Raw genomic sequence first — 12,309 nt, 5'->3', positions numbered from 1 at the left:
GACCCTCTCCTCAGTACGCCAGCGAGCGGTCGACGGCGTCGAGCACCCGGTCCAGGCCGGGCAGGTACTCGTCCTCCAGGCGGGCCGGCGGGTACGGGGCGTGGTAGCCGCCGACCCGGAGCACCGGGGCCTCGAGGTGGTAGAAGCACCGCTCGGTGATGCGGGCGGCGATCTCCGCGCCCACACCCAGGAATACCGGAGCCTCGTGCACCACGACCAGCCTGCGGGTCTTCTCGACCGAGGACTGGAGGGTGTCGAAGTCGACGGGCGACATCGAGCGGAGGTCGACGACCTCGATCGACTTGCCCTCCTCGGCGGCGGCCGCGGCCGCCTCGAGGCAGACCTTCACCATCGGGCCGTACGCGGCGAGGGTGAGGTCGGAGCCGGCCTGCGCGACACGGGCCTTGTGGAGCGGGCCGGGGATCGCCTCGACGTCCACCTCGGCCTTGTCCCAGTAGCGCCGCTTCGGCTCGAAGAAGATGATCGGGTCGTCACTCTGGACGGCCTGCTGCATCATCCAGTAGCCGTCCGCCGCATTGGACGGCGAGACGACCTTGAGACCGGCCACGTGCGCGAACAGCGCCTCGGGCGACTCAGAATGGTGCTCGACCGCGCCGATGCCGCCCGCGTACGGGATACGGATGACGACCGGCAGCTTGATCTTGCCGAGCGCACGGGCGTGCATCTTCGCGAGCTGCGTGACGATCTGGTCGTACGCGGGGAAGACGAAACCGTCGAACTGGATCTCGACGACGGGCCGGTAGCCGCGCAGGGCCAGACCGATCGCCGTACCGACGATGCCGGACTCGGCGAGCGGCGTGTCGATGACCCGCTCCTCGCCGAAGTCCTTCTGCAGACCGTCGGTGATCCGGAAGACGCCGCCGAGCTTGCCGACGTCCTCTCCCATGATGAGGACCTTGGGGTCGTCTTCGAGGGCCTTGCGCAGCGACTCGTTGAGCGCCTTCGCGAGAGACATCTTTTCGATGGCCATGGCTTACTTGCCCTCCTCGGCGAACGACGCCTGGTAGGCGGCGAACTGCGCGCGCTCCTCATCGACGAGCGCGTGCCCGTCCGCGTACACGTTCTCGAAGATCGCCATGATGTCCGGGTCGGGCATGGCGCGAACGGCCTCGCGCACCCGCTTGCCGAGTGCCTCGCTCTCGGCCTCCAGCTCCGCGAAGTACGCCTCGTCGGCGATCCCCTCGGCGGACAGGTACGCCTTCATGCGCAGGATCGGGTCCTTCGCCTCCCACGCCTCGCGCTCCTCGTCGGCCCGGTACTTCGTCGGGTCGTCGGAGGTGGTGTGCGCGCCCATGCGGTACGTGAAGGCCTCGACCAGGGTCGGGCCCTCGCCGGCGCGGGCCCGCTCCAGCGCGGAGCGGGTCACGGCCAGGCAGGCGAGGACGTCGTTGCCGTCGACCCGCACGCCCGGGAAGCCGTAGCCCTGCGCGCGCTGGTAGAGCGGCACGCGGCTCTGGCGCTCGGTGGGCTCGGAGATCGCCCACTGGTTGTTCTGGCAGAAGAAGACGACCGGGGCGTTGTAGACCGCGGAGAAGGTGAACGATTCGGCGACGTCACCCTGGCTGGAGGCGCCGTCACCGAAGTACGCGATGACGGCGGAGTCCGCGCCGTCCTTCGCGACACCCATCGCGTAACCGGTCGCGTGCAGCGTCTGCGAGCCGATCACGATCGTGTAGAGGTGGAAATTGTTGGTGGTCGGGTCCCAGCCGCCGTGGTTCACACCGCGGAACATGCCCAGCAGGTTCGTCGGGTCGACCCCCCGGCACCAGGCGACGCCGTGCTCGCGGTACGTCGGGAAGACGTAGTCGTCGTCGCGCAGCGCGCGGCCGGAGCCGATCTGCGCGGCCTCCTGGCCGAGCAGCGAAGCCCACAGGCCCAGCTCGCCCTGCCGCTGCAGCGCGGTGGCCTCGGCGTCGAAGCGGCGGGTCAGGACCATGTCCCGGTAGAGCCCGCGCAGCTCGTCTGCGGTGAGGTCGATGTCGTACTCCGGGTGCTCGACCCGGACGCCCTCGGGCGTCAGCAGCTGTACGAGCTGGGGCTCGGCACTCTGCGGCAGCGGCGCCTTCTTGGCGCTCGCGCTCGCGGCGCGCTTGGTGCCGGCGCTGCGTCGCGGCTTGCGCGCGGCAGTGCTCTCCACGGTCACGTGTGCTCCTCCGTCGGTCCGGCCCCCGGGGTCTGTCCGGGGAAACCTGGGGTCCCCCCGGTCGAAGACTGGGGGAGGCTCGCCTCTTCCGCTTTGCGCACGGGGTGGGTGCGACTCGGCCGGGAACAGGCGTGACAGGTGCCCCGGCGAGCCCTGCGCAATGCACGTTACCCAGTGCGTCGCATAACTGCGAAACCCCATTTGACCTGCGATTTTGCTTGGATTTCCAAGTAAATCGAGAAAGTCGGGAACAACTACTGGTCACAGCCTTGCAGGCGGCCGGAACAACGGCACGTTATCCCGGTCGACTCCGCCTGGGAAGGGGTGAACGTGTTTGACCGCATCCGTGGCGGAGGCACCGAGCGCGACGATTACGATACGCACCGCGACCGCCGTGACCTAACATCTGCGGGGTGCCCCTCCCTGATCCGCCCGTCGGCGGCCTGCTGCGCCGCTATGCGAACGCGGGCGAGCCCGTCCGCTGCGAGCCCGTCGCCGAGGGCCTGCTGAACCGCGGCTTCCGCCTCGTCACCACCCGGGGCCACTTCTTCCTCAAGCACCATCTCGACGGCGACCGCACCGCCATCCGGCGCCAGCACCGGGCCACCGCCCGCCTCGGCGCACTGGGGCTGCCGGTCGCCCCGCCCGTCCCCGCGGCGGACGGCGACACCGTCGCCGTCCTCGACGGGAACCACTACGCCCTGCACCCCTGGGTGGAGGGGCGGCACCGCGGCGGGGCCCAGCTCACCGCAGTGGAGTCGCGCCGGCTCGGTGCCCTGCTGGGGGTCGTACACACCTGTCTGGAGCAGGTGATGGGCGCGCAGGAGGACCGCAGACACACGGTGCGGCAGCAGCCGGGCGGCGATCCGGGCTGCGATCCGGGCCGCGCCGACCCCCGGCAGACCTTCGCGCTCATCGACGAACTGCTGGTGCGGGCACGCGGGCGCAGGCCGCGCGACTCCTTCGACGAACTGGCCGAGCACCGGCTGCGGGAGCGGCGTACGCTCCTCGAACTCCACGCCCACCGAAGGCCCGAGGCCGGCGCCGAGCCCGCTACCGGATGGGTGCACGGGGACTTCCATCCGCTGAACCTGCTGTACCGGGGAGCCGAACCGGCCGCGATCGTCGACTGGGATCGGCTGGGGGTGCAGCCGCGGGCCGAGGAGGCAGTCCGGGCCGCGGTCATCTTCTTCGTACGGCCGGTGGGGGAGCTGGAGTTGCCGAAGGTACGGGCGTACGCGCGCGCCTACCGGCGCGCGGCCGGGGCCTGTGCGGCCGAACTCGCCGCGGCGGTGCACCGGGTGTGGTGGGAACGGCTCAACGACTTCTGGATACTGCGCTGGCGCTACCAGCTGCACGACCGGAGGGCCGACCCGCAGTTCCCTGCGGCGTCGGCCCTGGCGGTGTGGTGGACGAGAGAGTACGAGGCGGTGCGCGAGGCGTTCGCGGGGTGAGGTCAGCCCCCGGGGGTGGTGCCTCCCCCGGTGGTGCTGCCCTCGGTAACCCCTTCGACGGTGCCCTCGCTCGTGCCGGCCGAGTCGTTGCCGCCGTCCGTCGTCGTCGACGTGTCCGTGGGGTCCGTGGTAGGTCCGCCGTCGGTACCACCGTCCGTCGAACCGCCAGTGTCCGTACCTGGATCGGGCGACTCCGAGTCGGACTCGCTGGGCGTCGGGTCCGTGCTCGGCTCGCTCTTCGTCGGGGTCGGGTCGGGGGTGAAGTCCTGGTGACCGCCGGTCGAGGTGTCCGGCTCCTCTTTCTCGTCGTCTTCCGAGGACTGCGACTCGCTCGGGGTGTTCTTCTCCGGGGTGGACGGGCTCTCGGAGACCTGCGTTTCGGACTTGTTGCCCTCGCCCGCCCGCTTCCCCTGGTCCAGCGCGTACACGATGCCGCCCGCGATCGCGAACACCGCGAGTGCGGCGAACAGCCACATCTTCCAGCGGCCGCCACGGCCGTTGCCGTCGCGGTATCCGCCGTCGAAGCCGCCGTCGTCGCCGTTCGGCGGCCGCAGCATCGGCTGCCCGAACTGCGAGGTCATGCCCTGGTCGGGGTGCGAAAGGGCGCCGGCGCCGGCCAGGCCCATCGCGGCGGTGCCGCCGCCGGCGTGCATCTCGACGGGCCCGGTGTTCCATGTGCCGGTGTGGCTGCCCTGTTCCTGGAGCATCTGCAGGCCGTACTGGACCAGCCCGCGCATCTCCTCGGCGCTCTGGAACCGGTCGTCCGGGTCCTTGGCGAGGGCGCGCATCACAAGCCCGTCGAGCTCCGGCGGTACCCCGTCGGACATCTCGGACGGCGGGACGGGCGCGTCCTGGACGTGCTGGTAGACGACCGAGAGCGGGGTCTCGCCGATGAACGGGGGCCGCAGGGCGAGGAGTTCGTACAGCAGGCAGCCGGTCGCGTACAGGTCACTGCGGTGGTCGACGGCCTTGCCCAGCGCCTGTTCGGGCGAGAGGTACTGCGGGGTGCCCATGACCATGCCGGTCTGGGTCATCGTCGACTGCGCGCCGTGCAGGGCGCGCGCGATGCCGAAGTCCATCACCTTGACCGCGCCGCCGTGCGTGATGATGACGTTCGCGGGCTTGATGTCGCGGTGCACGATGCCGTGCTGATGGCTGTACGCGAGGGCTTCGAGCACCCCGGAGACGATGATCAGCGCCTGCTCCGGGCCCGGCGCCTCGGCGCTCATCAGCAGGTCCCGGATCGTACGGCCCTCGACGAGTTCCATGACGATGTAAGGAACGGTGTTGATACCGACCTTGTCCTCGCCGGAGTCGTACACAGCCACCACCGCATGGTGGTTGAGGCCGGCGACCGACTGCGCCTCACGCGTGAAGCGGGCCTTGGAGACCGGGTCCTCGGCGAGATCGGCGCGCAGCAGCTTCACGGCCACGGTACGGCCCAGACGGACGTCCTCGGCGGCGAACACCTCCGCCATACCGCCGCGGCCGAGCCGGTGGGTCAGCCGGTAACGGCCGTCGCCGACCAGTCCGCCCGCGCCCCACTGCTCAGGAGCATCAGCCATCCCGGCGCCGTTTGCCTCGGGTTCGGGTGCCATCAGTCCTCGCCGTCATTTCTGTCCGCGTCTGCGCGTACGCGGTGGTCGGTACAGTGCTCCAGGAGTGCACGCTACAGGCTTCGGGCGGCGGCCCGGTCCGTGACGGACGGGCCGTCCGACCCGCTCACGGGTACCCGCGCACATCCCGCGCAGTCCCTGTAACGCTTCCGAGACGCTTGATGCGCGTACGGTCACGGAACGGGCACCCGGCTTGACGTGTCGGTGCCACCGGGCAGACTTGGCCCGTACATACGGATCATCGCGGGGCGCTCGTGTGCACGGGGCTCGCGCCGAGGGGGACCACAGTCATGAGCCAGGACGGCGCACAGGGCCGCTACGCGGGCGGTTCGGTCGCGGGCGGCCGGTACCAGCTCCGCGACCTGCTCGGCGAGGGCGGCATGGCCTCGGTGTACCTCGCCTACGACTCGGCGCTCGACCGCCAGGTGGCCATCAAGACGCTTCACACCGAACTCGGCCGCGAGCAGTCGTTCCGCGAGCGTTTCCGGCGTGAGGCGCAGGCGGTGGCCAAGCTCTCGCACACCAACATCGTCTCGGTGTTCGACACCGGCGAGGACACGCTGACAGAGAGCGGCTCCGCCGCGGGGTCCGGCTCGCTGATGCCGTACATCGTCATGGAGTACGTGGAGGGGCAGCCGCTCGGCTCGGTCCTGCAGGCGGACATCCGGCAGTACGGCGCGATGCCCGCCGACAAGGCCCTGAAGGTGACGGGCGATGTGCTGGCCGCGCTGGAGACCAGTCATGAAATGGGCCTGGTCCACCGGGACATCAAGCCGGGCAACGTGATGATGACCAAGCGTGGTGTGGTCAAGGTCATGGACTTCGGTATCGCGCGCGCCATGCAGTCCGGTGTCACCTCGATGACGCAGACCGGCATGGTCGTCGGCACCCCGCAGTACCTCTCCCCCGAACAGGCGCTGGGGCGCGGTGTGGACGCCCGCTCCGACCTGTACTCGGTCGGCATCATGCTCTTCCAGCTGCTCACCGGTCGGCTGCCGTTCGACGCGGACTCGCCGCTCGCCATCGCGTACGCGCATGTGCAGGAGGAGCCGGTCGCGCCCTCCACGGTGAACCGGTCGGTCACTCCGGCGATGGACGCGCTGGTCGCGCGGGCGCTCAGGAAGAATCCGAACGAGCGTTTCCCGACCGCCGCCGCGATGCGGGACGAGTGCGCGCGGATCGCGAGCGCGGGCCGGACCGGCGCTCCGGTGATCGTGGCCGGCGGTCCGGCCCAGAGCGGTGCGGGCGTGGGGTCGGCGGTCTTCCCGCCGGTCGACACGAGCGCGCAGGCGCCGCCGAGCGGCGTCCAGACCCCGTACCAGCCGGGTCCGTACACGCCGGCTCCGTCGATGCCGTCGATGCCGTCGGCGGGCTACGGCTACCCGCAGCAGCACCAGCCCCAGCAGGGCTATCAGACGCCGGCGCCGGCGCAGTACGCGCCGCACGGTGCCTCGACCCCGCCGCCGTACACGATCTCCCCGGCGGTGCAGGGCGGTTCGGGCGGTAATAGTGGCGGCGGTGGCAATGGCGGCAAGCGGAACATGCCGGTCATCGTGGGCGCGATCGCGGTCGCGCTGCTGGCGGTCGGCGGCCTGATCACGGCGATCGCCCTGAACAAGGACCCGGCGGACGAGGCGGGCAGGCCGGGCCCCAGCGCGACGGAGACCGAGACGCAGAAGCCGGGGCACAAGGGTCCGGATCACACGAAGACGATCGAGAAGGAAAAGTGCACCGACGCCCAGGAGGCGTACGACGACCCGGACAAGGTGCGGGCGCCCGACTTCCGGCTCAAGCACATCGCCTCGGTGAAGGAGTGCATCCAGGCCGCGGGCTGGCAGATCGAGCTGGAAAGGCCCAAGGACGAGGCGGTCTACGGTGAGGGCGCGGTGATGGAGCAGTTCCCCGCACCGGGCACCGACATCGACCCCAAGGACGCAGAGTTCACCTTCGACGTCTCCACGGGCAACCCGGAGTAGTCCCTCCTCCGCCTTCCCCCGTTTGGCCCTTCCGCCGTTTGGTCCTTTCGCCGCCCGACGCGCCCGGGATGCCGGAATTGTCCTTCCGTGTGACGCTGAGTCCGAAACCTCGGCGGCTCGGTACGGGAGGGGGCACCCCGTGACTCCACAGTTCCGCTCGCGGTGCGTGGCCTCAGCGCTGTTGGTGGGGGTGCTCATGCCGACGCCTCTCACGTACGCCGTCGATCCCGAGCCCGGCACCGGGCGACTCGCCGACACCTGGTCGGGCGAACTCGCGGGACGCATGGCGGGGGAAGGGCGGGTCCGGCCCGGGCGGGCGCCTGCGCCGCCGCCGCCGCTCAGCCTGCTGGAACCCGCCGAGGAATCGGTACCTGAGCATTCCCAGCCGTCACCCGCCGCGCCGACACCCGCGCCTTCGACCTCTTCGACGGCCCCCGCGCTGCCCCCGACCCCCGCCCCTGCCCGCAGCTCGCCGGGCGTGTCGGCGATCGGTCCGGGGCGCTCGGTGACCGAGCCTCCCGGGACCGGGATCCATGTGATGGCGCTCGGCGTCGGGCTTGCGCTGGTCGGACTGGGCCTCGCGTTCCTGGGAGTGCGGCTGCGCCGCGGCTGACCGCGCGTCCTCCCCCTTGAGATGTACACCCCAAGACGGTTGTCAGCCCCGGCATACCCGGTACACATACTGAGTATGTCGATTCGCCACGGGCTACTCGCCCTCCTCGAGCGCGGCCCCCGCTACGGCTCACAGCTCCGCACCGAGTTCGAATCGCGCACCGGTGCGACCTGGCCGCTGAACGTCGGGCAGGTCTACACGACCCTCGGCCGGTTCGAACGCGACGGCATGGTGGTCCCCAGCGGCGAGGACGACGCGGGGCACGCGCTCTACGCGATCACCGACGCGGGGCGCGAGGAACTGCACAGCTGGTACGAGCGGCCGGTCGACCGCACGAGCCCGCCCCGTGACGAACTGTCCATCAAGCTCGCGATGGCGGTCGGGGCACCGGGCGTCGACATCCGCGCCGTCATCCAGGCCCAGCGCCACGCGACGGTCAAGGCCATGCAGGACTACACCCGGCTCAAGGCCCAGGCGCTCGCCGCCATCGAGACCGGCGGGGCGCGGGAGCGTGACGACGTGGCGTGGCTGCTCGTACTGGAGCAGCTGATCTTCCAGACCGAGGCCGAGGCCCGCTGGCTCGATCACTCCGAGTCCCGACTTGTCCGGCTCTCCGTCCTGGCCGAGCGGGGAGCCGGAGGGGCCGGTGCGGTGGCCCCTCCGGCTCCCGGCCGTCCGGCCACTCCGGCTGCCGCTCCGACCACCGCACCCCAGACCACGACCCGGGCCGCACGGCGCTGACGCGCGGCGCGGCCGAACCATCCACCACGTACAGGCACACGCGTATGTGCCTGCGCGCCTCCAGGGGGGAACCCTTCCATGCCCGACCAGTCCCATCAGCCCGTGCTGCAACTCCAGCAGCTGACCCGGGTCCACGGCAGTGGCGCCACCGAGGTGCACGCCCTGCGCGGCGTCGACCTCTCCGTCTTCCCCGGTGAACTCGTCGCCGTCATGGGCCCGTCCGGCTCCGGCAAGTCCACCCTGCTCACCATCGCGGGCGGTCTCGACACCCCCACCTCGGGGCGGGTCGTGGTCGAAGGCACGGACATCACCACCGCGAGCCGCAAGCAACTCGCCGCGCTGCGCCGGCGCAGCATCGGCTACGTCTTCCAGGACTACAACCTCATACCGGCGCTGACCGCCGCCGAGAACGTCGCCCTGCCGCGCGAACTCGACGGGATCTCCGCCCGCAAGGCCCGTGTCAGCGCCGTGGCGGCGCTGGAGGAGATGGGCCTCGGCGACCTCGCCGACCGCTTCCCCGACGAGATGTCGGGCGGCCAGCAGCAGCGCGTCGCCATCGCCCGCGCCCTGGTCGGCGACCGCCGGCTGGTCCTCGCCGACGAGCCGACCGGCGCACTGGACTCCGAGACCGGCGAGTCCGTGCTCGCCCTGCTGCGGTCCCGCTGCGACGCGGGCGCCGCCGGCATCCTCGTCACCCACGAGCCGCGCTTCGCGGCCTGGGCGGACCGGGTGGTCTTCCTTCGTGACGGCGCCGTCGTCGACGAGACACTGCGCAGCCAGGCCGACTCGCTGCTCTCGGGGCAGGCGGCCGGTCAGTGAAATCCACATCGGGGGCCTGGGGGTCGTCCCCCAGAATGACACTGCACTCATGGGTGGCCGCGGTGCGGATCGCCCGCCGCGACGCCTGGCGCTCCAAGGGACGCAGCTCGCTCGTCCTCGCCATGATCGCCCTGCCGATCCTCGGGGTGAGCGCCGCCGATCTGACGCTGCGCAGTGCCGAACTGTCCACCGAGCAGAAGCTGGAGCGCTCCCTCGGCGCGGCAGACGCCCGGATGTCCGGGACGGGCATGGGCGGTGTGCCCATCTATCAGGACCCGCCGGGCCTCAGCTCCATGCCGGTCGGGAACTTCGACGACGAGCCCTGGCCCGAGGGCGCCACGGACATCAGGGCGGCGATCCCGCCCGGGGCCAAGTCCCTCAGGGACTCCAACGGCACCGGCAAGATCCGTACCAAGCACGGACTGCTCACCACCGACATCCGTGAGCTGGACGGCAACGACCCGATGGCCAAGGGCATCATGGTCCTCGACCGTGGCCGGTTCCCCAAGAAGGCCGGCGAGGTCGCCGCGACCACCCGCTTCCTGGAGTCCAGCGGACTGCATGTGGGCTCCAAGGTCACCGCCCGCGGCCTGGACACCGAGTTCCGGATCGTCGGTGCGTACGAACTCCCCGACGCACTCGGCACCGACGAGATCAACGCGCCCCCCGGAACCTTCCTGTCGCCGCTCGACAAGGGCCTGGCGGCCGACGGCCTGCCCGACACCGGGTCCAGCAGTTCGTATCTGGTCAGCGTCGGCGGCGATGGTTTCACGTGGAACATGGTCAAGGAGGCCAACACCAAGGGCGTCCAGGTGGTGTCCCGGGCCGTCTCCCTCGACCCGCCCGCCGACTCCGACGTGCCGCTCTACCAGGAGGACGGCTGGAGCAACTTCGAGGAGAGCACGGCGGCCAAGGCCGCGGCGCTCGCAGCGGTCGGCACCGTCGTCGGCCTCGCCATGCTGGAGATCTGCCTGCTCGCCGGACCCGCCTTCGCGGTGGGCGCGCGCCGCTCCCGCCGGCAGCTCGGCCTGGTCGGCGCCAACGGCGGCGACCGCCGCCACATCCGCGCCATCGTCCTCTCCGGCGGCCTGGTCATCGGAGTCGCCGCCGCGGTCGTCGGAACGGTGCTCGGCCTGCTGCTCACCTTCGCGCTGCAACCGGTGCTCGAGGGCTACATGGGCAAGCGGTTCGGCAGCTTCGACATCCGCCCGCTGGAACTGCTCGGCATCGCACTCCTCGCCGTGCTCACCGGTGTGCTGGCCGCAATCGTCCCGGCCATCACCGCCTCCCGGCAGACCGTCCTGGCCTCGCTCACCGGCCGCCGCGGCGTGCGCCGCTCCAGCCGGGTGCTGCCCGTCATCGGCCTGATCGCGGCGGGCCTGGGTGTGGCCATCACCCTGTACGGCGCCGTGGGCACCGAGAGCGTCCTTGTCGTCGCCGGTGGCAGCGCCCTCGCCGAGCTGGGCGTGGTCGCGCTCACCCCGGCCCTGGTCGGCCTGTTCGGCCGCACCGGCCGCTGGCTGCCGCTCTCCCCGCGGCTGGCCCTGCGCGACGCGGTACGCAACCGCGGTCGCACGGCCCCCGCCGTGGCCGCCGTGCTGGCCGCCGTCGCCGGTACGGTCGCCGTCGCCACGTACGCCGCCAGCCAGGACGCCCAGCAGCGGGCCGAGTACCGGGCACAGCTGCCGCACGGGGCGGTCTCCGTGATCGTCGGCGAGGCAGGCGGCCGTGATGTGCAGGCCGTCCGGGCCGCGGTGCAGAAGAACCTCTCCGTCGATGTGCGCGCCGATGTGGACCGGGTCCTGGTCGGGAAGGCGACCTGCTCCCCGTACAGCACCGAGAAGGGCTGCGGCCGCCACGAGATCGTCGTCCCCAAGGCAAAGCAGTGCCCGCTGTGGGGAGTCGAGAACGTGGAGCAGCAGTTCAGCGTGGCCGAGCGCCGCAAGCTGGCCGCGGACTGGCGCTGCAAGGAGCCCACCCACTACGCCGAGCATGAGGTGGTCGTCGCCGGTCCCGAGCTGCTCCAGGCCCTCGCCATCGCCGACCCCGCGTCGGCGCGGGCGCTGAAGGACGGCCGGGCCGTCTCCTTCGACCGGCGCACGGTCGAGCAGGGCAAGGTCGGCATCCGGCTGATCACCGACCAGGAGAAGGCCGACCGCGCCGCCGAGGAGGGCAAGGACGCGCCGGGCGAGATCAAGTCGTTCGCCGTCCACCAGGCCCCCGAAACGGTCCTGTCGTACGGCGTGAAACTGATCGTGCCGCCGGCCGCGGCCAAGTCGGCGGGGCTCTCCACCGTCGCGCTGGGCGCGTACTTCTCGACCGAGCAGCAACCGAGCAGCGAGCAGAAGCAGAAGCTCGAAGGCGCACTCGACCAGATCGGCACCGAGGCCGGCCTGCACATCGAAGAGGGCTTCACCAGCGACAACAGCATCGTCCTGCTGGCCCTGACGGTGTTCGCGGGCCTGGTCACCATCGGCGCCGCCGGTATCGCCACCGGCCTGGCCCAGACCGACGCCGAGCCCGACCTGAAGACCCTCGCCGCGGTTGGCGCGCCCCCGCGGGTGCGCAGGACCCTGAGCGGGTTCCAGTGCGGGGTGGTGGCCGCGATGGGGGTCGTCCTCGGCTCGGCGGCCGGCGTGCTGCCCGCGATCGGGCTGCGGCTCACCGACCGGCGTGAGCAGCTGAAGTGGCACCAGGAAGCCCTGGACAACGGCTGGGGGTCCGTCGGCCCGGAGCCGTACGTCCCGATCGTCGTCCCCTGGGAGACCCTGGCGGCCCTGCTGATCGCGGTACCGGTGGGCGCGGCGCTCCTCGCGGCACTGGTCACCAGGTCCCGTACCGCGGTCGCGCGGCGCGCGGCAGGCTGACAGCGGCGCAATCCACGGCACCGGATGCTGTCCATGTGCCCCCGTACAGGGTGGATCAC

9 protein-coding genes are annotated in these 12,309 nt (G+C 71.4%); 6 read left to right on the top strand and 3 right to left on the bottom strand.

The genetic code is table 11. From position 1 onward, the window contains the following. Positions 1 to 10: 10 nt before the first annotated feature. Positions 11 to 991, bottom strand: a complete 981-nt coding sequence (locus NLX86_RS14865; protein WP_254372158.1) for an alpha-ketoacid dehydrogenase subunit beta — start codon at positions 989 to 991, stop codon at positions 11 to 13. A 3-nt stretch (positions 992 to 994) separates the two neighbouring features. Next, positions 995 to 2,164, bottom strand: coding sequence for a pyruvate dehydrogenase (acetyl-transferring) E1 component subunit alpha (gene pdhA / locus NLX86_RS14860; RefSeq protein WP_254372157.1), 1,170 nt, complete (start codon positions 2,162 to 2,164; stop codon positions 995 to 997). A 413-nt stretch (positions 2,165 to 2,577) separates the two neighbouring features. Between pdhA and NLX86_RS14855 the strand changes: the two genes are divergently transcribed. Further along, positions 2,578 to 3,618 (top strand): phosphotransferase, encoded by a 1,041-nt coding sequence (locus tag NLX86_RS14855; RefSeq protein WP_254372156.1) that lies wholly within the window; start codon positions 2,578 to 2,580, stop codon positions 3,616 to 3,618. A 2-nt stretch (positions 3,619 to 3,620) separates the two neighbouring features. Here the strand turns inward: NLX86_RS14855 and NLX86_RS14850 are convergent, their stop codons facing one another. Then, the gene (locus NLX86_RS14850; protein ID WP_254372155.1) at positions 3,621 to 5,216 is read right to left on the bottom strand and encodes a protein kinase; all 1,596 of its coding nucleotides are present in this window, start codon (positions 5,214 to 5,216) and stop codon (positions 3,621 to 3,623) included. A gap of 308 nt (positions 5,217 to 5,524) precedes the next feature. Between NLX86_RS14850 and NLX86_RS14845 the strand changes: the two genes are divergently transcribed. From NLX86_RS14845 to NLX86_RS14825, 5 genes are all read left to right on the top strand, one after another. Then, positions 5,525 to 7,210 (top strand): protein kinase, encoded by a 1,686-nt coding sequence (locus NLX86_RS14845; RefSeq protein ID WP_254372154.1) that lies wholly within the window; start codon positions 5,525 to 5,527, stop codon positions 7,208 to 7,210. A gap of 196 nt (positions 7,211 to 7,406) precedes the next feature. After that, a complete protein-coding gene (locus NLX86_RS14840) occupies positions 7,407 to 7,823 on the top strand; it encodes a hypothetical protein (protein WP_254372153.1) in 417 nt (138 codons plus the stop codon). Positions 7,824 to 7,898: 75 nt separating this feature from the next. Then, on the top strand, positions 7,899 to 8,564 hold the full coding sequence (locus tag NLX86_RS14835) for a PadR family transcriptional regulator (protein WP_254372152.1): 666 nt from the start codon (positions 7,899 to 7,901) through the stop codon (positions 8,562 to 8,564). Positions 8,565 to 8,642: 78 nt separating this feature from the next. After that, positions 8,643 to 9,383 (top strand): ABC transporter ATP-binding protein, encoded by a 741-nt coding sequence (locus tag NLX86_RS14830; protein WP_254372151.1) that lies wholly within the window; start codon positions 8,643 to 8,645, stop codon positions 9,381 to 9,383. Positions 9,384 to 9,418: 35 nt separating this feature from the next. Continuing rightward, positions 9,419 to 12,250, top strand: a complete 2,832-nt coding sequence (locus NLX86_RS14825) for an ABC transporter permease (RefSeq protein WP_254372150.1) — start codon at positions 9,419 to 9,421, stop codon at positions 12,248 to 12,250. The last annotated feature ends 59 nt before the right edge of the window (positions 12,251 to 12,309 follow it).

The organism is Streptomyces sp. A3M-1-3, from assembly GCF_024213665.1.
Classification (GTDB): domain Bacteria; phylum Actinomycetota; class Actinomycetes; order Streptomycetales; family Streptomycetaceae; genus Streptomyces.
This window is presented reverse-complemented; position numbering and strand designations above follow the sequence as displayed.

Coding starts and splice junctions, on each gene's coding strand:
- NLX86_RS14865 (WP_254372158.1), bottom strand. CDS start 991: ATGGCCATCGAAAAGATGTCTCTCGCGAAGGCGCTCAACGAGTCGCTG.
- NLX86_RS14850 (WP_254372155.1), bottom strand. CDS start 5,216: ATGGCACCCGAACCCGAGGCAAACGGCGCCGGGATGGCTGATGCTCCT.
- NLX86_RS14845 (WP_254372154.1), top strand. CDS start 5,525: ATGAGCCAGGACGGCGCACAGGGCCGCTACGCGGGCGGTTCGGTCGCG.
- NLX86_RS14840 (WP_254372153.1), top strand. CDS start 7,407: ATGCCGACGCCTCTCACGTACGCCGTCGATCCCGAGCCCGGCACCGGG.
- NLX86_RS14835 (WP_254372152.1), top strand. CDS start 7,899: ATGTCGATTCGCCACGGGCTACTCGCCCTCCTCGAGCGCGGCCCCCGC.
- NLX86_RS14830 (WP_254372151.1), top strand. CDS start 8,643: ATGCCCGACCAGTCCCATCAGCCCGTGCTGCAACTCCAGCAGCTGACC.
- NLX86_RS14825 (WP_254372150.1), top strand. CDS start 9,419: ATGACACTGCACTCATGGGTGGCCGCGGTGCGGATCGCCCGCCGCGAC.